Source organism: Caulobacter segnis ATCC 21756 (assembly GCF_000092285.1).
Lineage (GTDB): Bacteria > Pseudomonadota > Alphaproteobacteria > Caulobacterales > Caulobacteraceae > Caulobacter > Caulobacter segnis.
Genome location: NC_014100.1, coordinates 2,406,384 through 2,428,011, shown reverse-complemented (window position 1 = coordinate 2,428,011; position 21,628 = coordinate 2,406,384). Strand labels below are relative to the sequence as shown.

Below are 21,628 nucleotides of genomic sequence, written 5' to 3'. Positions count from 1 at the left end.
GCTAGAGCAGAGCCTGCTTCATCGCGGCGAAGAATCCCGCCTGATCGATGCGCTTGATCACACGCGCGTTGGGCGGGCGACGCTTCAGCGCCGGATCTGCGACTTCGATGTCGGGCAGGATGGAGTGCGAGACGCTGAGATAGCCCCGCGTCAGTTCGCCTAGGGTCTCGACGTCGACCACGCACTGTTCGCTCTCCAGGATCAGGCTTTCGTCCAGGGCGACGGCGCAGGTCAGGGCGTCGGGATGCAAGCTGCCGTCCAATCCCTCGGTCTCCCTGGCGAAGGCGAGCGAGGCGCGGTTCACGTCGGTAAAGAACTTGGCCTTCGGCGTGCCCAGCGCTTCGAGCTCCGCGAGCTGCGCGCTGGTGAAGAGGCCGTCGCGCAGCGTCTCGGTCCAGGTGACGATCGACATGTCGAAGCCGGCGTTGACGACGATCTTGGCGGCCTCCGGATCGACATAGAGGTTGTATTCGGCGGCCGGCGTGACGTTGCCGACGCCATTGTCGGTTCCGCCCATGATCCAGAGATGCTTCAGCGCCTTGGCGATGCGCGGCTCGCGCAGATAGGCGAGGGCGATGTTGGTCAGCGGCGCTTGGGCGATCAGGGTGATCTCCCCGGGCGCGGCCATGATCCGCCGGACCAGCTCGTCGACCGCGTGACCTTCCGCCGGACGCTGAACGGCTTTGGCGAACTGGCTGTCGCTCATGCCGTCGTGGCCAAACACATAGGCGGCGTCAAGCGGCGCGCGGGTGAACGGCCGCTCGGCGCCGAGATAGACCGGCACGCCAGCCTTGCCGCAGCGCTCCAGCGTCACCAGCGCGTTCTCGGCGTGCTGGACGAAGCCGACATTGCCGTGGGCGATGGTGATCGCCTCGACCTCCACGCGAGGGCGGGTGAGGGCGAGCATCAGCGAGAAAACGTCGTCGCCGGCGGTGTCGGTGTCGATGATCAGGCGCATGGCGACGATTTGGCGTGATCCGCGCGGCTTGGCCATAGGGTCATGCGCAGGGGCTCGGCGCTCGCCAGAAAATAGGCCGCCCACGACAAGAACATCTTGTGAACAGAACAAAACCGGAATATGGAACAAAACAAGAAATCTGTGGAGGTTCCGATGATCCGTGTGGCGCGTGAGTCTTTGGCCCTTGTTTCCGTCGTCGGCTTCGTCTGGATGATGTGCTCGGTCGCCCAACTGGTGGCCTGAGTCGTGTAGGCGGAGGATCGGTCATGGCGGACGGGGAGGCAGACGGTTTTGTCCACCTGCGGGTCCGATCGGCCTATTCGCTGCTCGAGGGCGCGATCAAGGCCGATCAGATCGGCAAGCTGGCGGCGGCCGCGGGCATGCCCGCGGCGGGCCTAGCGGATCGGGCCAATCTGTTCGGGGCGCTGGAATATTCTTCCTACGCCAAGGACGCCGGCGTTCAGCCGATCATTGGCTGCGCGCTTCCGGTGGTCGGTATCGGTGGCGGTCCGACGGAACGCTGGGCCCGGGCGCCCACCGTGATGCTGCTGGCCCAGAACGAGCAGGGCTATCTCAATCTCTCCGAACTCTCGTCGATCGCCTATCTCGATAGCGCCGAGTTGCCCGAGCCGGTCGTGCCCTGGGCCAAGGTCGTTGAATACAGCGACGGCTTGATCCTGCTGTCGGGCGGAACCGATGGTCCTGTCGACGCTCTGTTCGCCGCCGGCAAGGCGGCCGAGGCGTCCGCCGCGCTCGCCGAGATGCATCGCGTCTTCGGCGACCGCTTCTATGTCGAGCTGCAGCGTCATGGCCTGCCCAAGCAGGCGGCGGCCGAGCCGGGCCTCGTCAACTGGGCTTACGAGAACGACGTGCCGCTGGTGGCCACCAACGACGTCTATTTCGCCAAGTCGCAATTCTACGAGGCCCATGACGCGCTGCTCTGCATCGCCGACGGCGCCTTCGTTGGCCAGGACGAACGCCGGCGCGTCACGTCCGAGCACTGGTTCAAGCCTCCGGCCGACATGCGCAAGCTGTTCGCGGATCTTCCCGAGGCCTGCGACAACACGCTCGATATCGCCCGTCGTTGCGCCTTCATGGTGCACAAGCGCGCGCCGATCCTGCCCAGCTTCCCGACCGGCGACGGTCGCAACGAAGCCGAGGAGCTTCGCCACCAGGCGCGCGAAGGTCTGAAAATGCGCCTCGACGGGCTGACCTTGTCGGCTCCCGAGGAGGAGTACTGGAAGCGCCTCGAGTTCGAGCTCGACATCATCGAGAAGATGGGTTTCCCGGGCTACTTCCTGATCGTGTCGGACTTCATCAAGTGGGGTAAGGCGCATGGCATCCCAGTAGGCCCTGGCCGGGGCTCCGGCGCCGGCTCGCTGGTCGCCTGGGTGCTGACCATCACCGACCTGGATCCGCTGCGCTTTGGCCTGCTGTTCGAGCGCTTCCTCAATCCCGAACGGGTCTCGATGCCCGACTTCGACGTCGACTTCTGCCAGGAGCGACGCGAAGAGGTGATCTCCTACGTGCAGGAGAAGTACGGCCGCGACCGCGTGGCCCAGATCATCACCTTCGGCTCGCTTCAGGCCCGCGCCGTTCTGCGCGACGTCGGCCGGGTGATGCAGTTGCCGCTGGGTCTGGTCGACCGGCTCTGCAAGATGGTGCCGAACAACCCGGCCGCGCCGGTGACCCTGGCCCAGGCGATCGACATCGAACCGCGCCTGCGGCAGGCGCGCGACGAAGACGCCAACGTGGCCAACTGTCTGAACGTCGCTCTGCAGCTGGAAGGCCTATTCCGCAACGCCTCGACCCACGCCGCCGGTGTCGTGATCGGCGACCGGCCCCTGACCCAACTGACGCCGCTCTACAAGGATCCGCGCTCGGATCTGCCCGCCACCCAGTTCAACATGAAGTGGGTCGAAAGCGCCGGGCTGGTGAAGTTCGACTTCCTGGGTCTGAAGACCCTGACGGTGCTCGACCGCGCGGTGAAGCATCTGAAGAAGCGCGGCTTCGAGATCGATCTCGGCAAGCTGCCCTTCGACGACACCAAGACCTACGAGTTGCTCGCCTCCGGCCAGACGGTCGGCGTGTTCCAGCTTGAAAGCCAGGGCATGCGCGACACGCTGCGCAAGATGCGCTGCGGCTCGATCGAGGAGATCACGGCGCTGATCTCGCTGTATCGACCGGGTCCGATGGACAACATCGACACCTTCGTCGACTGCAAGTTCGGCCGCAAACCCGTCGACACCCTGCACCCGTCGCTGGAAGGGGTGCTGAAAGAGACCTACGGCGTCATCGTCTACCAGGAGCAGGTGATGCAGATCGCCCAGATCCTGGCGGGCTACAGCCTGGGCGAAGCCGACCTTCTGCGGCGCGCCATGGGTAAGAAGAAGAAGGAGGAGATGGATCTCCAGAAGATCCGTTTCGTCTCCGGCGCCAAGGAAAAGAACGTTCCCGAGGAGCAATCGGGCTCGATCTTCGAACTGGTGGCTAAGTTCGCCGGCTACGGCTTCAACAAGTCGCACGCCGCCGCCTACGCCTTCATCTCGTACCAGACCGCCTGGTTGAAGGCGAACACGCCGGTCGAGTTCTTCGCCGCGTCGATGAGCCTCGACCTGTCGAACACCGACAAGCTGGCCGTCTTCCATCAGGACGCGCGTCGCTTCGGGATCACGGTCCGCGCTCCGGACGTGAACCGCTCCGGCGCCGACTTCGAGGTCGAGAACGGCGAGGTGCTTTACGCTCTCGGCGCCATCCGCAACGTCGGCCTCGACGCCATGAAGCATCTGGTCGCGGTGCGCGAGGAAGGCGGCCCGTTCCGCGACATCTTCGACTTCGTCGAGCGCATCGATCCTCGCCAGGTCAACAAGCGAGCGATCGAAAACCTGGCGCGCGCCGGGGCTTTCGACTCGTTCCACAAGAACCGCGCCCAGATCGTGGCCTCCGCCGATGTCCTGATCGCCCACGCCCAGAGCTGCCACGCCGATCGCCAGGGCGGCCAGGGCGGCCTGTTCGGCTCGGACCCAGGCGCCGGTCGCCCGCGCCTGGCCAAGACCGAGAACTGGAACCAGGTCGATCTGCTGGACGAAGAGCTCTCGGCCGTCGGCTTCTACCTGACCGGCCACCCGCTGGAAGACATGGTCGGCATGCTGCGTCGTCGACGCACGGCCATGCTGGCCGAGGCCATGGTCCAGGCGGAAGCCGGCATGGAAGCCTTCCGGATGTGCGGCATGGTCCGCCGCCGGCAGGAGCGCGCCTCGCAGAGCGGCGAGAAGTTCGCCTTCGTTTCGCTGTCAGACCCGACCGGCGAGTACGAAGTGCTGTTTCCGCCAGAGTCGCTGCGCAAATGCCGTGACGTGCTGGAGCCCGGCAAGGCCGTGGCCATCAAGGTGCGCGCCAAGGCTCGGGACGGCGAGGTTCGCTTCTTCGGCGACGACGCCGAGCCGATCGAAAAGGCGATCGAGAATGTCGTGGCGGGCCTTCGCGTGCACCTGTCGCCGTCAGCGGCCGAGATCGAAGCGCTCAAGCGCCGACTGGAGCCGGCCCAGAGCCAGAAGGGCGGCGAGGTCACCTTCGTCGCCGCGATCAGCGGCGGACGCGAGATCGAACTGAGGTTGCCGGGCCGCTACAGCCTCGACGCGTCGCTGCGGGGTGCGCTGAAGACCGCGCCCGGCGTGGCCCTTCTAGAGGATGTGTAGGAAAATATTCCTATGCCGGCGTCGCGGCTGACCGGGGTTGTTCGCTTGATGTCGTATAATCGCTTGAGTGGTCATTGAGAGGTCAACATGGCGCGTCGTGAAGGTGGCTGCCAATGCGGGCGGGTCCGGTTCGCGGTCGATGTCGAACTGGACGGTTTGATCACCTGCAACTGTTCGCGATGCGGCAAGCTGGGATCGATCCTGGCCTTCACCGGAGCCGACGCCTTCGCTCTGGAAAAGGGGCAGGACGCCTTGACCGAGTTCAAGTTCAACACCGACAAGATCTCGCATCTGTTCTGCGAGACCTGCGGCATCCAGGCGTTCGGCCGCGGTGTGGCGCCGGATGGTCGTGAGATGATCGCGGTGAACGTGCGCTGCCTGGACGATGTGGATCTGTTCGGCCTGAAACCGCAGCAGGTCGACGGAAAGTCGTTCTAGCTCCGACGACGCGCCAGGCTGACGTTGCGGCGGGCGGGGTTGAACGCACAGGTTCTGCTGTAAGGGCCATGAAAGCGATCATGACGGCGCCCGCGAACAATGCTTTCGAACCCGTCGCTCATGATCTTGAGACGCTTGGATTCTACGCGGATCAGGCGAGGGCGTACGCCGAGCGCGCACGCGATGGGCCAAGCCAGCGTCTCGGCGCATTCCTGGAACACCTTTCTACCGCGGCGCGCATCCTTGAACTGGGATGCGGGGACGGACGGGATAGCGAAGCCATGCTGGCGCTAGGGTTCGATGTCGATCCCACGGATGGCGTCGCGCTCATGGCCAGACAGGCCGAGGCAAGGCTCGGGCGGCCGGTGCGGGTAATGCGGTTCGATGAACTGGATTGTACGGCGATCTATGACGGCGTCTGGGCGAACGCCAGCTTGCTCCACATACCCCGTCCAGCCTTCCCCAGCGTGGTGGCGCGCATCTACCAGGCCTTGAAGCCCGGTGGAGTTCACGCCGCCAGCTACAAGGCTGGCGAAGCAGAGGGGCGAGACGGTCTCGGTCGTTACTTCAACTATTTCTCCGCAGGAGCGCTGGTGGACGCCTACCGCGCCGCTGCGGATTGGGAGTTCCTCTCTGTCGAGCAGCATGTCGGTGGCGACTACGAGGGCGGGACAAGGCCCTGGATCACGATCACGGTGCGCAGGTCAGTCTGACGGCGCTGATATCACCACGCCGCGGCTCGACCGTTCAGCAGGCCCGCGCGGAACAGCCGCCGCTCCGCCGCCTTGCCGCCCTTGACGATGACGGGCTTGTCGGCGGCGCGCAGGATGGGAAGATCATCCAGGCTGTCGGTATAAGCGTAGGCCCAGCGGGCGCCATGGCCGGCCTCGGCGAGGGCTTGGCACTTGCGCTGGTTGCGGCAGTGGATGTTCGCGATCCAGCCGCCGAAGCCGGGTTTCAACGAGGTGCCCAGGACGTCTACGCGGCGGTCCAGCGTTCGCAGCAAAGCGTTCGCCAGGCACGTGGGCGCGGCGGTGACGACCACGACGCGGTCACCCGCCTCGACGTGGCCGTCCAGCGCGGCCAAGGCCTGAGCCTTCCAGGCGAGCTTGCATCGCTTTTCGACGAAAGCCTGGGCGAAGGCGTCGCAGGATGCGAGCAACTGCTGCTCCGAAAGGCCGGCGGTGGCGATCCAGAGGAGGATCGAGGCGCCGGCGCGGCGCGTGAAGGGCAGAGCGACCATCGGTCCGGCGACCGGGGCGACCATCAGCGTGGCCAGAAGGCGCAGCGGCGAGCGTTTGACGCGCGCCCACAGCCATAGCGCCGTGGAGTCGCCGTTCAGCAGCGTGCCGTCCATGTCGAACACCGCGAGCATCGTCATGCCTCGTCTCGCCTTCCTTCAGTGAGCCACGGTCGCGTGGAAGATTTGCGACAACGTCCCGGGTTCCTGTGGACGATGCGCTCACGCTCGGGTGGCTCCTGCCTGCTAGGACGACGTCGGCCAGCGACCGCCTCAAGCCGTCGCGATCATGTTTCACCGGAGCCGAGGCGATGCGCGGGCTTGCTTTTTCGCTCCACACCGACTATCTGCGCGGCCATTCCACACGTGGACGTTCGGTTGCGCCGGGGAGACATCCCGACGTCGCCGTTCCGGTCCCGCTCCAGAATGGTCTGGAACGGGGGTGTCCGCGGAGGTTCAACCGGAAAAAGGATAAAGGCCCGATGGCTCTTCCCGAATTCTCCATGCGTCAGCTCCTGGAAGCCGGCGCCCACTTCGGCCACCAGACGCACCGCTGGAACCCGAAGATGGACCGCTACATCTTCGGTTCGCGTTCGAACATCCACATCATCGACCTGTCGCAGACGATCCCGCTGCTGCACCAAGCCCTGGTGAAGGTCCGTGAAGTCGCCGCCGCCGGCGGCCGCGTGCTGTTCGTCGGCACCAAGCGCCAAGCCAGCGACCCGGTCGCCACGGCCGCCAAGCGCTGCGCCCAGTACTACGTGAACCACCGCTGGCTCGGCGGCACCCTGACCAACTGGCGCACCGTCTCGGGCTCGATCGCTCGTCTGCGCGAGCTGGAAGGCGTCCTGGCCGGCGAAGCTCAAGGCCGTTCCAAGAAGGAACTGCTGCAGCTGACCCGCGAACGCGACAAGCTGGAACTGTCGCTGGGCGGCATCAAGGACATGGGCGGCATCCCCGACATCATGTTCGTGATCGACACCAACAAGGAAGCGATCGCGATCCTGGAAGCCCGCAAGCTGAACATCCCGGTCGTCGCCATCCTCGACACCAACTGCGATCCGGACGGCATCACCTATCCGATCCCGGGTAACGACGACGCCGCCCGCGCCCTGCAGCTGTATTGCGACCTGATCGCCGACGCCGTCCTAGACGGCCTGGCCGCCGGCCAAGCCGCCTCGGGCGTGGACCTGGGCGCCTCGGTCGCTCCGGTCGAGCCGGCCCTGGCCCGCGAACTGGCGCCGGAAGCTCCGGCCGCCGAAGCTGCTCCGGCCGCCGAAGCGGCCCCGGAATCGGCCGAAGGCTGATTTCCCACGCGTCCCCGCCTTAGCGCGGGGACCGTCGCGACCATGACATGCGACCGGGCTAACAAGCTCGGTCGCTAACCGTTTGAATCTGGAGATTTTCGATGGCTGAGATCACCGCCGCCCTCGTCAAGGAACTGCGCGAAAAGTCCGGCGTCGGCATGATGGACTGCAAGAAGGCGCTGGCTGAGAACAACGGCGACATCGAAGCGTCCATCGACTGGCTGCGCGCCAAGGGCCTGTCCAAGGCCGCCAAGAAGGCCGACCGGGCCGCCGCCGAAGGTCTGGTGGCCATCGCCGTCGCCGACCAGGGCGCCGGCGAAACCGCCACGGCCGTCGAAGTGAACGCCGAAACCGACTTCGTGTCGCGTAACGACCTGTTCCAAGGCGCGGCCCGTCAGATCGCCGGCGCCGCCCTGGCCACCGACGGTTCGGTCGACGCCATCACCGCCGCCAAGCTGGCCGGCGGCGAGACCGTGCAGGACCACCTGACCAACCTGATCGCCACGATCGGCGAGAACATGATGGTCCGTCGCGCCGCCAAGTGGACGGTCGCGAACGGCGTCGTCGCTTCGTACATCCACAACGCCACCGCGCCGGACCTCGGCCGCATCGGCGTGCTGGTCGCCCTCGAGTCGACCGGCGACAAGGCCGCCCTGCGCGAGCTGGGCCGCAAGATCGCCATGCACGTCGCCGCGACCTCGCCGCTGTCGCTGTCGCCGGACGATCTGGACCCGGCCGCCATCGAGCGCGAAAAGGCCGTGTTCACCGAGCAAGCCCTGGAATCGGGCAAGCCCCCGGCGGTTGTCGAGAAGATGATCGAAGGCCGCATCCGCAAGTTCCTGGAAGAAGTCGTGCTGCTGAAGCAAGCCTTCGTCATGAACCCGGACCAGACGGTTGAGCAGCTGGTCGCCGAGACCGCCAAGACCCTTGGCGCGCCGATCGCCGTGAAGGGCTTCACCCGTCTCGCCCTGGGCGAGGGCGTGGAAAAGAAGCAAGACGACTTCGCCGCCGAAGTCGCTTCGATGACCGGCCAGGCCTAAGGCCTTCCGTCGGACGCCGCTTGGCGCCCGACAGACATTCAGGGCGCGGCGCGTCTAGACGCGCGCCGCGCCCTTTTTGCGCCCATCCACCAGCGCGTGCGCGGCGGTTGGCAAAACACATCTCACTTCTGTACAACGCACGTAATGTGCGTGCCGACGACTCAGGAATAGCGGTCCATGTCCGATACCAGCGCGCCCCAGAAATATCGCCGCATCCTGCTCAAAGTGTCGGGCGAGGTCCTGATGGGCGACACGCCCTATGGCATCGACACCAAGACGGTCCAGTCCGTGGCCGACGATGTCGCCGAGATCGTCAAGTCGGGCGTCGAGCTTTGCCTGGTGATCGGCGGGGGCAACATCTTCCGCGGCATGGCCGGCGCGCGCCAAGGGCATGGAGCGCTCCAGCGCCGACTACATGGGCATGCTGGCCACGGTGATGAACGCCCTGGCCATGCAGGACGCCCTTGAGCGTATCGGCGTCGAGACGCGTGTCCAGTCGGCCATCCCGATGGCGACCGTCTGCGAGCCCTATATCCGCCGCCGCGCCCAGCGCCACCTGGAGAAGGGCCGCGTCGTGATCTTCGCGGCCGGCACCGGCAACCCCTTCTTCACGACGGACACGGCCGCCGCCCTGCGCGCCGCCGAGATGCAATGCGACGCTCTGTTCAAGGGCACCAGCGTCGACGGCGTCTATACCGCCGATCCCAAGAAGGATCCGAAGGCCGAGCGCTATGATCGCCTGAGCTACATGGATGTCTTGGCCAAGGATCTGCGCGTCATGGACGCGTCCGCCGTCGCCCTCATGCGTGACAGCAACATTCCCATCATTGTCTTCTCGATCAAGGGACGCGGCAATCTGCTCAGCGTCCTGAGAGGCGAGGGGACCCACACCGTGGTCGCTCAAGACCGCGCCGCCGCCTAATCCAGAAAAAGCGAGGAGAGCCCGTCATGGCCGCCGCCGAAAAACCCGTCCTGTCGCGCTATCGCGATCGCATGGACAAGGCCGTCGCCGCTCTGAAAGAAGAGTTTGGCAGCCTGCGCACTGGCCGCGCGTCCGCCAGCCTGCTGGATCAAGTGATGGTCGAGGCCTACGGCTCGACCACGCCGCTGAACGCCGTGGCATCGGTCAGCGTGCCCGAACCGCGCCAGATCAACGTCAGCGTCTGGGATCGCGGCGTCGTCGTCTCGGTCGAGAAGGCGATCCGCGCTTCGGGCCTGGGCCTGAACCCGGTTGTCGAAGGTCAGAACCTGCGGATCCCGATCCCGCCGCTCACCGAAGAGCGTCGTAGGGATCTTCAGAAGATCGCCGGGAAGTACGCCGAGCAGCAGAAGATCGCGGTTCGCAACGTGCGTCGCGACGCCAACGACGACCTGAAGAAGGCCGAGAAGGACGGCGCCATCGCCGAGGATGAGCGCAAGAAGATGGAAACCGAGGTCCAGAAGCTGACCGACGAGGCCATCAAGCGCATCGACGAGGCCTTGAAAACCAAAGAGCAAGAGATCATGCAGGTCTGATCGCCCTTCCTGTTGTGTGGGGAGAGGACGAGGGAAGGTTGAAGCGGATGTCGCCGACCACCGGCTTGCAGGACGTTTCGGCGCGCGCCGGGGTAGGCGCGCCCGACCAGCGACTGCACGTGGCCATTATCATGGATGGCAATGGCCGCTGGGCGAAGCAGCGGGGCATGCCGCGCGTCCTGGGCCATCGCGCCGGGGTGAACGCCTTGAAGCGCACCGTCGAGGGCGCTCAAAGTCAGAACGTCGGTGTGCTGACGGTCTTCGGCTTCTCGACCGAGAACTGGCGCCGCCCGGCCCAGGAGGTCTCCGAGCTGATGGGTCTGCTCAAGGCCTATGTGGAGTCCGACCTCGAGCGGCTGGCGCGGGCGGGTGTGAAAGTCCGCATCATCGGTCGCCGGGCTGGCCTGTCCCCGGATATCGCCGAGGTCATCGAGCGGGCCGAAAAGCGCACGGCCCAGAACACCGAGTTCGTGTTGCAGGTCGCCTTCAACTATGGCGGTCAGGCCGATATCGCCGACGCGGCCAGGGCTTTCGCCGAAAAGGTCGTCCGCGGCGAGGCCAGGCCTGAGGACCTCACCGAGGAGTCCTTTGGTCAGTTGCTGTCGACCGCCGCCGCGCCGCCGCCGGATCTGATCGTGCGCACCAGCGGTGAGCGCCGTATCTCCAACTTCCTGCTCTGGGACAGCGCCTACGCCGAACTGGTGTTCCAGGACGTCCTGTGGCCCGACTACGGACCGGAAGCCCTTGCGGCCGCCATCGCCGAGTATCGCCGTCGGGATCGACGTTACGGAGGGGTCGCGGCCGATGACGTCGCCGTCGCCGGCTAAGCGCTTCAACTGGGGCAATCTACGAATGCGTGTGGTCTCGGCCACCGTGCTCGTGCCTACCGTCGTGGCCGCCGTATGGTTGGGCGGCGCGTGGATCCTGGCGTTGGCCCTGATCTGCGTGGCCTTGCTGGCGAGGGAGTGGGGCAAGATCAGCGCTCCGAAAGCGCCGCGCGCCGTCGGCGCCGTCGTCGGCGTCTTCTGCGCCTTGGCGGTCATCGCCGCCTTCCTGCATCAGTTCTTCATCGCCTGGACCGTCGTGTTGGTCGGAGCTTTCCTGGCCGGATTGATCGCGCGCGGCGCGGTCGAGCGGCGGGCCGACGCCGCCTATGGCGTGGTCTATATCGCGCCCGCCGTCATCGCTCTGGTCTGGGTTCGATCCCTGCCGGACGGCCTGTGGTGGACCCTGCTGCTGTTCGTGGTCACCTGGTTCGCGGACATCTTCGCCTATGTCGCCGGCAGCATCTTCAAGGGCCCCAAGCTCTGGCCGCAGATTTCGCCGAACAAGACCTGGTCGGGCTTTGTCGGCGGACTCGTGGCGGCGACGATCGGAGCCATGCTGGTGGCCTATTTCGCCCATCTGAGGCTTGTCTGGCCGGCGGCGGCGCTGGTCGGCTTCCTCGGCGGTCTGGCGACCATGGCCGGCGATCTCTGGGAATCGATGCTCAAGCGCCGCTTTGGCGTGAAGGACAGCGGCGACATCATTCCGGGCCATGGCGGCCTGCTCGACCGGGTCGACGGTCTGATGTTCGCGGCCATTGTGATCGCCGCCGTACGCCTCGTCGATCATTGGGGATGGGCGCATTGACCTCGCCACGCAAGGTGGTGGTGCTGGGCTCGACCGGATCGATCGGCCTTTCGACCTTGAGCCTTTTCGAGGAATCCGGCGCGCCGGTTGAAATTCTGGCGTTGACGGCGGGCGGCAACGTCGAACGCCTGATCGAGCAGGCGTTGCGCTGGCGTCCGCAAGTCGCGGTCATCCAGGATGAGACCAAGCTCGAGGCTCTCAGGAATGGGCTGGCGGGGAGCGGCGTGCGCGCCGCCGCCGGCTCAGCCGCGATCATCGAGGCCGCCGCCATGGGCGCGGACTGGGTGATGTCGGCCATCGTCGGCGCGGCGGGCCTGGCGCCGACCGTGGCCGCCGCCCGCACCGGCGCGGTCATCGCCCTCGCCAACAAGGAAAGCTTGGTTTGCGCGGGGCCGGCCCTGCTGGCGATCGCCAAGGCGGCCGGCGGTTCTGTGATCCCCGTCGATTCCGAACATTCGGCGATCTTCCAGGTGTTGCAGCCCGAATGCGCCCATCGTGTCGCGCGGCTGATCCTGACCGCTTCGGGCGGTCCGTTCCGCACCTGGGACAGGGCCGCGATGGCTCAGGCCACCCCCGAGCAGGCCGTGGCCCACCCAAACTGGTCCATGGGCGCCAAGATTTCGGTCGATTCCGCGACGATGATGAACAAGGGGCTCGAAATGATCGAAGCCTCCTACCTGTTCGGAACGCCTGAAGACCGCGTCGACGTCTTGATCCACCCGCAGTCCGTGATCCATAGCCTGGTGGAGTACGCCGACGGCTCTACGCTCGCCCAGTTGGGACCGCCCGACATGCGCAGCCCGATCGCCTGCGCCTTCTCCTGGCCCGACCGGCTGCCCTGGCCCGCGCCGCGGCTGGACCTCGCCGCCTACGGGCAGCTGACCTTCGAATCGCCCGACCTGGATCGCTTCCCCTCGATCGCCATCGCCCGAGAGGCGCTGCGGTTGGGCGGCGGCGCGCCGACGGCGATGAACGCCGCCAACGAGGTCGCGGTCGCCGCTTTCCTTGACCGGGAGATTGGCTTTCTCGATATTGCCGCCGCAGTGGCGGGAACCCTCGAGCGCATGAATAGTCTTGGTGGGCTCTCCATTGCGGAAGGTGACGCCGTCGATAACGCGATGATGATCGACGCCAGCGCTCGCCGCATTGCGGCCGAGGTTGTCGCGCAAAAGCATCGGCGCTGATCGGGAGACCCGGCCATTTCATGACCGACGTGCTGTTCTACATCGTTCCGACGGTCTTTGTGCTGTCCATCGTGGTGACCATCCACGAGCTGGGCCACTTCTGGGTGGCGCGGGCCTGCGGGGTCGCCATCGACTGCTTCTCGATCGGGTTCGGGCGCGCGCTGGTCTCGTGGCGCGACAAGCAGGGCGTCGAGTGGCGTATCGCGGCCATTCCGCTGGGCGGCTATGTCCGGTTCTCGGGCGATGAGAACGCCGCCAGCGTGCCCGATCAGAATGACCTCTCGGCCATGAAGCGCGCCATCATCGAGCGCGAGGGCGAGGCGGCCGTGAACCGCTATTTCCATTTCAAGCCGGTCTGGCAGCGCGCGCTGATCGCCGTCGCCGGTCCCATGGCGAATTTCATCCTGGCGATCCTGATCATGGCCGTCTTCCTGGTCGTGATCGGCAATCCGCGTGGTCAGGCGTCGGTGCGCGAGGTGCAACCGAACTCGCCCGCCGCCCAGGCGGGTCTCTTGCCGGGCGATATCCTGCTGAGGGCGGACAAGACGCCGCTCCGCGGGGCTGGCGACGTCAGCGCCTATATCTCGCTGCGTGCAAAGATGCCGATCGACCTGACCATCGAGCGGGCGGGGCGGATCCAGCACGTGACGGTCGTTCCCGCCCTGGCCGAAAGCCGCGACGACATCCGCGGCCGCGTCAAGGAAGGCCGGATGGGCGTGGTGCTCGCCAGCGTTTCCAAACTCGAGAAGTCGAGCCTCATCAGCGCCATTCCCGACGCGACCGTCGAGGTTTGGAACATGGTCAAGACGATCGGCTTCTATCTCGGCCGTCTCGTCACCGGCCAGATGCCGGCCGATCAGATCAGTGGGATCATCGGCATCGGCCACACAGCTGGCGCGGTGACCAAGGCCAGCGCCGCCGGCGCCCCGGACATGGCGACCATGGCGCTGCGCGTGTTCGTCTCGTCGATGCTCCTGATCGCCAGCCTGTCGGTCAGCATCGGCTTCATGAACCTGTTGCCGATCCCTGTCCTCGATGGCGGCCACCTGCTGATGTACGCCTATGAAGCGGTTGCTCGCCGCCCTCTGCGAGCGGACTTCCAAGCGGCCGGTTTCCGGGCGGGGCTTGCCTTGATCCTGGGTTTCATGCTGTTCGCGGCATGGAACGACCTCAACCGGTACGACGTGTTCAAATTCATCGGCGGCCTGTTCACGTGAACGCCCGCCCTCCGTCCATGATTGGTCACATGAACAGATTTCGCGCCCAAAGCGCCGCGTTTGCCACCGGCGTGGCGCTTCTCCTTGGCTCGACGGCCCTGACGGCGCCGCAGCAGGCGTTCGCCCAGGCCGCCCAGACCGGGTTGGTGCAGCGTATCGTCGTGCAGGGCAACGAACGCATCGAGCAGGGCACGGTGCTGTCCTATCTGCCGATCCAGCCCGGTGACACGGTCGATTCGCAGCGTCTCGACCTGGCGCTGAAGACCCTGGCCCGCACCGACCTCTTCGCCGACGTGAAGATTGAAATGCAGGGCGGCGATCTGGTCGTCCGCGTCGTCGAGAACCCGATCATCAATCAGGTGGTCTTCGAGGGGAATTCCTCGCTCAAGGAAGACAAGCTGAAGGACGAGGTGCAAATCCGTCCGCGTGGCATCTTCACCCGCGCCAAGGTGCAGGCAGACGTTCAGCGAATCATCGAGCTGTATCGCCGCTCCGGCCGTATCTCCGCGACCGTCACGCCCAAGGTGGTCGAGCTGCCGCAAAAGCGCGTCGACCTGGTGTTCGAGATCAGTGAAGGCCCCAAGAGCGGCGTGCTCGGAATCAACTTCCTGGGCAACGCCGAGTTCTCGGACAACGATCTGCGCGACGTGATCGTGACCAAGGAAAGTCACTGGTACAAGTTCCTCACCAGCAACGACAACTACGATCCCGACCGGATCGAGTACGACCGCGAGCAACTGCGGAAGTTCTATCGTAACCGCGGCTATTTCGACTTCCGCGTCATCTCGTCGGTGGCCGAACTGGCGCCGGACAAGAACGGTTTCGCCGTCACCTACACCCTGGACGAAGGTCCGAAGTACAAGTTCGGCAAGGTCACCGTCGAGACCGAGCTCAAGAAGCTGGACGGCAACCTGCTGGCCCAGATCCTCCCGATCCGCGCTGGCCAGCTGTACGAAGACGAGAAGATCGAGCAGGCGACCGACGCCCTGACCTTCGCGGCGGGCGCGGCCGGCTTCGCGTTCGTGGACGTGCGCCCGCGCTACGTTCCCAACCGCGAAACCAAGACCGTCGACGTGGTCTTCCAGGTCCGCGAAGGCCCGCGCGTCTATGTCGATCGCATCGACATCGTCGGCAACACCCGCACGCTCGACTATGTCCTGCGTCGCGAGCTGGAGGTCGCCGAGGGCGACGCCTACAACCGCGTTCTGGTCGACCGGTCCAAGAACAACATTCGTCGCCTGGGCTTCTTCAAGGAAGTCGAGATCGACGATACGCAGGGCTCTGCGCCGGACCGCACCAGCCTGCGTGTGAAGGTCGAAGAGCAACCGACCGGCGAACTCTCGTTCAGCGCCGGCTACAGCTCGGTCGACAAGCTGGTGCTGGACGTCGGCATCACCGAGCGGAACTTCCGCGGGCGGGGCCAGAACTTCCGCGCGCGGGCTTCGGTCGGCTCCCTGCGTCAGCAGGTCGATTTCGGCTTCTCCGAGCCGCGCTTCCTCGGGCGTAACCTGGTCGCCGGCGTGAACCTCTATACGTTCCGCTACGACCTGTCGGACTACGCGGCTTACGACACCAAGTCGGTCGGCGGCGATATCCGCTTCGGCTTCCCGCTGACCAACGACGCGTCGATGAGTCTGCGCTACACCGTCCGTCAGGACGACGTCAGCGTCGCCGACAGCCTCTGCACCAGCGGCTCGGTTTCGCAGATCCTCTGCCTGCAGCGCGGCGCCTACATCACCTCGATGATTGGCTATGGCCTGCGCATCGACAAGCGGAACGATCCGATCAATCCGACGCGCGGCTGGTTCGCGGATCTGAACCAGGATCTGGCCGGCATCGGCGGCGACGTGAAGTACCTGAAGACCGAAGCTGACGCCGGCTGGTACTGGGGCTTCACCAAGGATCTGGTGTTCAGCGCCACCGGCTCGTTTGGCTATATCCAGGGCTGGGGCGGCGACAACGTCCGCATCAACGACCGCTTCTATCGTGGCGGCACCTCGTTCCGCGGCTTCGAGATCGCCGGCATCGGCCCGCGTGACGTCTCGAGCACGAACAACTCGCTGGGGGCCAAGCTCTATGCGATCAGCACCTTCGAGCTGACCATCCCGACCTTCCTGCCTGAGCAGTACGGCATCAAGGCCGCGCTGTTTAGCGACGTGGGGACGGCCGGTCTGCTGGATGACGAGGATCGCCAGAGCTCCGCCGGCGTCTTCGATCCGAACATCAAGGATAACCTTGGCCTGCGTGCCACGGCCGGTATCTCGATCGACTGGAAATCCCCCATGGGCCCCATTCGGTTCGATATCAGCCGCATTTTGGCCAAGGAAAGCTACGACCGAACCGAAACGTTCCGGTTCTCCACCTCCACAAGGTTCCAATAAACATGTCCAAGTTCCTGTCCGCGGCCGCTTACAGCGTTGTCGCCCTCGCCATCGCGACCAGCGCTTCGGCCCAGACGGCTCCGGCCGCCGCTCCGGCGGCTCCGGCCGTGACCCACGGTCCGGCCCTGCCTGGCGTCTGCATCTTCTCCGACAAGCGGGCCGTTGGTCAGTCGCTGGTCGGCAAGGCCGTCGACGCTCGCCTAAAGACGATCGCCCAGCAGGTGCAAGCCGAACTCAACGGCGAACGCACCGCGCTCGAAACCGAAGCCAAGGCTCTCGAAGCCAAGCGGGCCACCCTGGCCCAGGATGCCCAGGAGCAGCAAGGCGCCGCTCTGCAGGTCAAGGCCAACGCCTGGCAGCGTAAGGCGCAGCTGCGCCAGAAGGAATACGAAGCGACCGAGCAGAAGGCGCTGTCGCGCGTCTACCAAGAGCTCGATACGCCGATCCGTCAGGTCTACCAGACCCAGAAGTGCAGCCTGCTGCTCGACCGCGATTCCGTGATGCTGGCCAACCCGGCCATGGACATCACCGATGGCGTGGTCGCCGCGCTGGACGCTCGCATCAAGACGCTGACCTTCGATCGCGAACGTCTGGACCAACAGGTCCCGGGCGCTCAAGCTCTGCAGCCGACCAATAAGTAAGCGAATCGTCTCCTTTGGGGTTACCTAAGGGAACTGAATTCGCCGTGAGGAGCCATGCCGGACCCGCGTTTCTTCGATAGCCTGGGTCCGGCATCGCTTTCCGAGTTGGCCCGGGTTGGCGCCGCCGAACTGGCGGATGCAACCTCGGGCGACCGCCAGATTGTTCGCGCCGCGCCCTTGGACTCGGCCGACGTCCAGGCGGTCACCTTCTTTTCCGATGCAAAGCGCAAGGACGCCGCCGCCGCGACACGCGCGGGCGCTTGCTTTGTTCGCCCCGAACACCGTGACCTTCTACCGGCGACCTGCGCCGCGCTGATCACCCGGCATCCGCAGGCGGCATGGGCCGCCGCTGCGGCGCGGCTTCACGCACCGCGTCGCCATGAGCCGTCGTCAGGCGCCGTACACGCTGACGCCGTGCTCGAGGACGGTGTCCTGTTGTCGCCAGGCGCGACGATCGGACAAGACGCTCGTGTCGGCCGGGGAACGCGGATCGGGCCTGGAGCCGTGGTTGGCCCTGGAGTCGTCATTGGCCGCGATTGTGTGATCGGGCCCAATGCCGTGATCGGTTTCGCCTTGGTGGGCGACCGGGTCTCGATCTCCGCCGGAGCCGTGATCGGTGAAGCTGGCTTTGGCGCGGCCGCCGGTCCGCGCGGTATGGTCGATCTTCCTCAGTTGGGCCGGGTCGTCATTCAGGACAACGTGACGATCGGCGCCAATAGCTGCGTGGATCGGGGAGCCTTCGCCGACACCACGATCGGCGAAAACACCAAGATCGACAATCTTGTGCACGTCGCCCACAACGTCCGTATCGGGCGTAATTGCGTACTGGCGGCCTTCACGGGTGTTTCCGGCAGCACGACGGTGGGCGACGGCGTCGCCTTCGGCGGCAAGGCCGGGGTGGCCGACCATTTGAATATCGGTTCGGGCGCGAGCGTCGGGGCGGCCGCCTCGGTGTTCAAGAACGTGCCGGCGGGTGAAACATGGACGGGATTCCCGGCGAGGCCGCTGAAGAAGTGGCTCCGGGAAACCGCCTGGCTGTCGCGTAGAGCCGGCGGCCGAGTGACGAGGGGCGATGAATGAGCCAGACCACCGAACAAGCGGCGTCGACCGATATCGACATCGCCGAGATCCTGGCGCGCATCCCGCACCGCTACCCGTTTCTGCTGGTCGATCGCGCGGAGGACTACAACGCGCATAAGTCGATCGTCGGCATCAAGTGCGTGACGGTCAACGAACCCTTCTTCCAAGGCCACTTCCCGGGCAACCCTGTCATGCCGGGCGTGCTGATCATCGAGGCCCTGGCCCAGACCGGCGCGGTGCTGATGAGCAAGTCGCTGGAAGTCGACACCGAAGGCAAGACGATCTTCTTCATGTCGGTCGACAACGCCCGCTTCCGCACGCCCGTCCGTCCGGGCGATGTGCTGCACATGGAAGTCGAGGTCCTGCGCGCCCGCTCGTCGATCTTCAAGTTCAAGGGCGTGGCCAAGGTCGGCGACAAGGTCGCCGCCGAGGTAGAATTCGCCGCGATGGTCGTCGAGACGGGACCCAAGGCATGACGATCCACCCCACAGCCATCGTCGCGCCCGAGGCCAAGATCGCTTCGGACGTCGAGATCGGGCCCTACAGCATCGTCGGCCCAGACGTGACCCTGAGCGCGGGCGTGCGCCTGCTGTCCCATGTGGTCGTCGAAGGCGCGACGACGCTCGGTGAAGGCTGCGTCGTCCACCCGTTCGCCAATCTGGGCGGACCGCCCCAGCATCTCGGTCACAAAGGCGAGCGCACCGAGCTTTTGATCGGGCCGCGCAACATCATTCGCGAACACGTGACGATGCATACGGGCACGGCCTCCGGGAAGGGCGTGACGACTATCGGCTCGGACGGCCTCTACATGGTGGGCTCGCACGTCGCCCATGACTGCTCGGTCGGCGACTTCGTCGTGCTGGCCAAGGGCGCGACCCTGGGTGGTCACGTCGCCATCGGCGACTATGTCTTCATGGGTGGGCTCGCGGCCGCCCACCAGTTCTCGCGGATCGGTCGCTACAGCTTCATCGGCGGCCTGGCCGCGGTGACCAAGGATGTCATCCCCTATGGCTCGGTCTGGGGCAACCACGCCCATCTCGAAGGCCTGAACCTCGTCGGACTCAAGCGGCGCGGCTTCTCGCGGGAAACGATCAACGCTCTGCGCGCCGCCTATCGCCTGATGTTCGCCGACGAAGGCACCTTCCAGGAGCGCCTGGAGGACGTGGCGGAGATCCATGCGGGTAATCCCGAGGTGATGGAGATCGTCGATTTCATCCGCGCCGACGCCAACCGACCCCTGTGCCTGCCCGAGCGGGAAGTCTAGGCTCACGATATGCGTAAGCTGGGACTGATCGCCGGTGGCGGGGCGCTGCCCGTCGAGCTCGCCGCGCGCTGCGAGGCGGCGGGGCGTTCGTTCGCGGTCATGCGGCTGAAGAGCTTCGCCGACCCGGCGCTGGCCCGTTATCCGGGGATCGACGTTGGCCTGGGCGAGTTCGGCAAGGTGTTCAAGGCGCTCCGGGCCGAGGGCTGCGAGGTCGTCTGCTTCGCGGGGAACGTGAAGCGTCCGGACTTCGCGACCCTGATGCCCGACGCGCGGGGTCTCAAGGTCGTGCCGGGCTTGATCATGGCCGCGCGCCAGGGCGACGACGCCCTGCTGCGCCGCGTGCTGGACGAGTTCGAGAAGGAAGGTTTCGAGATCGAGGGCGCGCACGAGGTCGTGGATGAGATGACCCTGCCTCTGGGGCGCCTTGGCCGCTTCTACCCCGCCGCCGACCATATGGCCGACATCGACAAGGCGCTAATGGTGGCGCGCGAGATCGGTCGGTTGGACGTGGGGCAGGGCGCCGTGGTCTGCGACGGCCTTGTGCTGGCCGTGGAGGCCCAGGAGGGCACCGACGCCATGCTCCGCCGGGTCGCCGACCTGCCGCACGCCATCCGCGGCTCCGCCGAGCGGCCGCGCGGCGTCCTGGCGAAAGCGCCCAAGCCGATCCAGGAGACCAAGGTGGATCTCCCGACCATCGGCGTCGCCACGCTGCATCGCGCCGCCCGTGCGGGGCTGGCGGGCGTGGTCGGGGAAGCGGGGCGGCTGCTGGTCGTCGACCGCGAGGCCGTGATCGCGGCGGCCGATGAGTTGGGTCTCTTCGTGCTGGGGGTCGATCCGCGAGGGGACGCGTGAGCGCGCCCCTGAAGGTCATGCTGGTGGCGGCCGAGGCCTCGGGCGACGCCCTTGGCGCGGCCTTGGCCAAGGCGTTGAGGGCCCGGCTCGGCGATCGCGTGACCTTTGTCGGCGTCGGCGGCGTCAAGATGGCCGAGCAGGGGATCGAAAGCCCCTTCGATATCGCCCAGCTCTCGATCCTGGGCATCTGGGAGGGGCTGAAGGCGTATCCGATCGTCAAGGCGCGCCTCGACGACACCGTGGCGCTCGCCCTGCGCGAGAAGCCCGACGTCGCCGTGCTGATCGACAGCTGGGGTTTCAATATCCGCTTGGCCAAGGCTCTGCGGAAAGCCAATCCCGATATTGTCCTCGTGAAGTACGTGGCCCCGCAGGTCTGGGCCTACCATGCCGCTCGCGCCCATACCCTGGCCAAGGCGGTGGACCTGCTGCTGTCGATCCAGCCCATGGACAAGGCCTATTTCGACGCCGCCGGGCTGGAGAACGTTTTCGTCGGCAACTCCGCGCTGGCCAAGCGCTTTGACGAAGCCGACGCCGATCGTCTTCGCGCGGCCATCGGCGTGGGCGGGGATGAGCCGATGCTGTTGGTTCTGCCGGGCAGCCGCCCGTCCGAGATCGAGCGGGTGATGCCGGCCTTCGAGGACGCGGTGCGGCGCTTGAAGGCCGACCGGCCAGACCTGGCCATCGTCGTGCCCGCCGCCTACACCGTCGCTGAAGCCGTCAAGGCCCGGGTGGCCGGTTGGCCGTTCCGCGCCCATGTGATCGAGGACGAGCAGCTCAAGGACGATGCCTTCGTCGCGGGGGATGTCGCCCTGGCCTGCAGCGGCACCGTGACCACGGAGCTTGCTTTGGCCGGTCGGCCGATGGTGGTTGGCTACAAGACTGGCGCGATCACCTACGCCATCCTAAAGCGCCTGATGAAGCCGCGCTGGATCACCCTGTTCAACATCGCGGCCGATCGGACGATAGCGCCAGAGTTCATCCAGGACGCCTGTGAGGGTGAGGCCTTGGCGAGGGCGGTCGGCGAGTTGCTCGATGATCCCGAGCGCCGCGCGCGTCAAACTGCTGAGCAGTATGAAGCGCTCGAGCGCATGGGACGTGGAATGCCCGACCCCTCGGAGGCCGCGGCGAGCGCGATGATCGATTTCCTGGGCGCACGCGGTCAGCTTTAAGGTTAACCGCCG

Annotated in this window: 20 protein-coding genes and 1 pseudogene; 19 read left to right on the top strand and 2 right to left on the bottom strand. The window is 66.0% G+C overall.

The features are described 5' to 3' along the window. Position 1 precedes the first annotated feature (1 nt). A complete protein-coding gene (locus tag CSEG_RS11125) occupies positions 2–958 on the bottom strand; it encodes a nucleoside hydrolase (RefSeq protein WP_013079332.1) in 957 nt (318 codons plus the stop codon). Between the two features lie 153 nt (positions 959–1,111). Between CSEG_RS11125 and sidA the strand changes: the two genes are divergently transcribed. From sidA to CSEG_RS11105, 4 genes are all read left to right on the top strand, one after another. Then, entirely contained in the window at positions 1,112–1,201 is a 90-nt protein-coding gene (gene sidA, locus CSEG_RS11120; protein WP_085954005.1) for a cell division inhibitor SidA, read from the top strand. Between the two features lie 23 nt (positions 1,202–1,224). Then, positions 1,225–4,656 carry a DNA polymerase III subunit alpha gene (gene dnaE, locus CSEG_RS11115; protein WP_013079331.1) on the top strand — a complete coding sequence of 1,144 codons (3,432 nt, stop codon included), beginning with the start codon at positions 1,225–1,227 and terminating at the stop codon, positions 4,654–4,656. An 87-nt stretch (positions 4,657–4,743) separates the two neighbouring features. Beyond that, the gene (locus CSEG_RS11110) at positions 4,744–5,094 is read left to right on the top strand and encodes a GFA family protein (protein ID WP_013079330.1); all 351 of its coding nucleotides are present in this window, start codon (positions 4,744–4,746) and stop codon (positions 5,092–5,094) included. A 68-nt stretch (positions 5,095–5,162) separates the two neighbouring features. After that, on the top strand, positions 5,163–5,807 hold the full coding sequence (locus CSEG_RS11105) for a class I SAM-dependent methyltransferase (protein WP_227878825.1): 645 nt from the start codon (positions 5,163–5,165) through the stop codon (positions 5,805–5,807). 11 nt (positions 5,808–5,818) lie between these two features. On the opposite strand, the gene CSEG_RS11100 is transcribed toward CSEG_RS11105, so the two are convergent. Next, entirely contained in the window at positions 5,819–6,469 is a 651-nt protein-coding gene (locus tag CSEG_RS11100; RefSeq protein ID WP_013079328.1) for a haloacid dehalogenase-like hydrolase, read from the bottom strand. Positions 6,470–6,816: 347 nt separating this feature from the next. On the opposite strand from CSEG_RS11100, the gene rpsB reads away from it, so the two are divergent. The 15 genes and pseudogenes from rpsB to lpxB all read left to right on the top strand — a co-directional run bounded on the left by rpsB (position 6,817) and on the right by lpxB (position 21,616). Continuing rightward, positions 6,817–7,641, top strand: a complete 825-nt coding sequence (rpsB, locus tag CSEG_RS11095; RefSeq protein ID WP_013079327.1) for a 30S ribosomal protein S2 — start codon at positions 6,817–6,819, stop codon at positions 7,639–7,641. A 101-nt stretch (positions 7,642–7,742) separates the two neighbouring features. Continuing rightward, complete coding sequence (tsf, locus tag CSEG_RS11090; RefSeq protein WP_013079326.1) at positions 7,743–8,681, top strand: translation elongation factor Ts; 939 nt, start codon at positions 7,743–7,745, stop codon at positions 8,679–8,681. A gap of 177 nt (positions 8,682–8,858) precedes the next feature. Next, positions 8,859–9,603 (top strand): annotated as a pseudogene (pyrH, locus tag CSEG_RS11085) (UMP kinase). 26 nt (positions 9,604–9,629) lie between these two features. Next, positions 9,630–10,196, top strand: a complete 567-nt coding sequence (gene frr / locus CSEG_RS11080; protein WP_013079325.1) for a ribosome recycling factor — start codon at positions 9,630–9,632, stop codon at positions 10,194–10,196. A gap of 47 nt (positions 10,197–10,243) precedes the next feature. Next, a complete protein-coding gene (uppS, locus tag CSEG_RS11075; protein ID WP_013079324.1) occupies positions 10,244–11,023 on the top strand; it encodes a polyprenyl diphosphate synthase in 780 nt (259 codons plus the stop codon). After that, the gene (locus CSEG_RS11070; RefSeq protein ID WP_013079323.1) at positions 11,001–11,828 is read left to right on the top strand and encodes a phosphatidate cytidylyltransferase; all 828 of its coding nucleotides are present in this window, start codon (positions 11,001–11,003) and stop codon (positions 11,826–11,828) included. Before uppS ends, CSEG_RS11070 begins: the two co-directional genes overlap by 23 nt. Continuing rightward, entirely contained in the window at positions 11,816–13,012 is a 1,197-nt protein-coding gene (dxr, locus tag CSEG_RS11065) for a 1-deoxy-D-xylulose-5-phosphate reductoisomerase (RefSeq protein WP_013079322.1), read from the top strand. The genes CSEG_RS11070 and dxr overlap by 13 nt, the downstream gene beginning before the upstream one ends. A gap of 20 nt (positions 13,013–13,032) precedes the next feature. Continuing rightward, positions 13,033–14,229: a M50 family metallopeptidase gene (locus CSEG_RS11060; protein ID WP_013079321.1), complete on the top strand. Its 1,197-nt coding sequence runs from the start codon at positions 13,033–13,035 to the stop codon at positions 14,227–14,229. A 17-nt stretch (positions 14,230–14,246) separates the two neighbouring features. Next, on the top strand, positions 14,247–16,610 hold the full coding sequence (gene bamA / locus CSEG_RS11055) for an outer membrane protein assembly factor BamA (protein WP_013079320.1): 2,364 nt from the start codon (positions 14,247–14,249) through the stop codon (positions 16,608–16,610). Positions 16,611–16,612: 2 nt separating this feature from the next. Further along, a complete protein-coding gene (locus tag CSEG_RS11050; protein WP_013079319.1) occupies positions 16,613–17,251 on the top strand; it encodes an OmpH/Skp family outer membrane protein in 639 nt (212 codons plus the stop codon). 54 nt (positions 17,252–17,305) lie between these two features. Beyond that, entirely contained in the window at positions 17,306–18,331 is a 1,026-nt protein-coding gene (gene lpxD, locus CSEG_RS11045) for a UDP-3-O-(3-hydroxymyristoyl)glucosamine N-acyltransferase (RefSeq protein ID WP_013079318.1), read from the top strand. After that, a complete protein-coding gene (gene fabZ, locus CSEG_RS11040) occupies positions 18,328–18,807 on the top strand; it encodes a 3-hydroxyacyl-ACP dehydratase FabZ (protein WP_013079317.1) in 480 nt (159 codons plus the stop codon). Before lpxD ends, fabZ begins: the two co-directional genes overlap by 4 nt. Then, on the top strand, positions 18,804–19,595 hold the full coding sequence (gene lpxA / locus CSEG_RS11035; protein WP_013079316.1) for an acyl-ACP--UDP-N-acetylglucosamine O-acyltransferase: 792 nt from the start codon (positions 18,804–18,806) through the stop codon (positions 19,593–19,595). Before fabZ ends, lpxA begins: the two co-directional genes overlap by 4 nt. A gap of 9 nt (positions 19,596–19,604) precedes the next feature. Further along, the gene (gene lpxI, locus CSEG_RS11030) at positions 19,605–20,447 is read left to right on the top strand and encodes a UDP-2,3-diacylglucosamine diphosphatase (protein WP_013079315.1); all 843 of its coding nucleotides are present in this window, start codon (positions 19,605–19,607) and stop codon (positions 20,445–20,447) included. Further along, positions 20,444–21,616 (top strand): lipid-A-disaccharide synthase, encoded by a 1,173-nt coding sequence (gene lpxB, locus CSEG_RS11025; RefSeq protein WP_013079314.1) that lies wholly within the window; start codon positions 20,444–20,446, stop codon positions 21,614–21,616. The genes lpxI and lpxB overlap by 4 nt, the downstream gene beginning before the upstream one ends. Positions 21,617–21,628: the final 12 nt, after the last annotated feature.

Bases quoted from the DNA above. Each gene is read 5' to 3' on its own strand.
- CSEG_RS11125 (WP_013079332.1), bottom strand. From the start codon at position 958: ATGCGCCTGATCATCGACACCGACACCGCCGGCGACGACGTTTTCTCG.
- sidA (WP_085954005.1), top strand. From the start codon at position 1,112: ATGATCCGTGTGGCGCGTGAGTCTTTGGCCCTTGTTTCCGTCGTCGGC.
- dnaE (WP_013079331.1), top strand. From the start codon at position 1,225: ATGGCGGACGGGGAGGCAGACGGTTTTGTCCACCTGCGGGTCCGATCG.
- CSEG_RS11110 (WP_013079330.1), top strand. From the start codon at position 4,744: ATGGCGCGTCGTGAAGGTGGCTGCCAATGCGGGCGGGTCCGGTTCGCG.
- CSEG_RS11105 (WP_227878825.1), top strand. From the start codon at position 5,163: ATGAAAGCGATCATGACGGCGCCCGCGAACAATGCTTTCGAACCCGTC.
- CSEG_RS11100 (WP_013079328.1), bottom strand. From the start codon at position 6,469: ATGCTCGCGGTGTTCGACATGGACGGCACGCTGCTGAACGGCGACTCC.
- rpsB (WP_013079327.1), top strand. From the start codon at position 6,817: ATGGCTCTTCCCGAATTCTCCATGCGTCAGCTCCTGGAAGCCGGCGCC.
- tsf (WP_013079326.1), top strand. From the start codon at position 7,743: ATGGCTGAGATCACCGCCGCCCTCGTCAAGGAACTGCGCGAAAAGTCC.
- frr (WP_013079325.1), top strand. From the start codon at position 9,630: ATGGCCGCCGCCGAAAAACCCGTCCTGTCGCGCTATCGCGATCGCATG.
- uppS (WP_013079324.1), top strand. From the start codon at position 10,244: ATGTCGCCGACCACCGGCTTGCAGGACGTTTCGGCGCGCGCCGGGGTA.
- CSEG_RS11070 (WP_013079323.1), top strand. From the start codon at position 11,001: ATGACGTCGCCGTCGCCGGCTAAGCGCTTCAACTGGGGCAATCTACGA.
- dxr (WP_013079322.1), top strand. From the start codon at position 11,816: ATGGGCGCATTGACCTCGCCACGCAAGGTGGTGGTGCTGGGCTCGACC.
- CSEG_RS11060 (WP_013079321.1), top strand. From the start codon at position 13,033: ATGACCGACGTGCTGTTCTACATCGTTCCGACGGTCTTTGTGCTGTCC.
- bamA (WP_013079320.1), top strand. From the start codon at position 14,247: ATGATTGGTCACATGAACAGATTTCGCGCCCAAAGCGCCGCGTTTGCC.
- CSEG_RS11050 (WP_013079319.1), top strand. From the start codon at position 16,613: ATGTCCAAGTTCCTGTCCGCGGCCGCTTACAGCGTTGTCGCCCTCGCC.
- lpxD (WP_013079318.1), top strand. From the start codon at position 17,306: ATGCCGGACCCGCGTTTCTTCGATAGCCTGGGTCCGGCATCGCTTTCC.
- fabZ (WP_013079317.1), top strand. From the start codon at position 18,328: ATGAGCCAGACCACCGAACAAGCGGCGTCGACCGATATCGACATCGCC.
- lpxA (WP_013079316.1), top strand. From the start codon at position 18,804: ATGACGATCCACCCCACAGCCATCGTCGCGCCCGAGGCCAAGATCGCT.
- lpxI (WP_013079315.1), top strand. From the start codon at position 19,605: ATGCGTAAGCTGGGACTGATCGCCGGTGGCGGGGCGCTGCCCGTCGAG.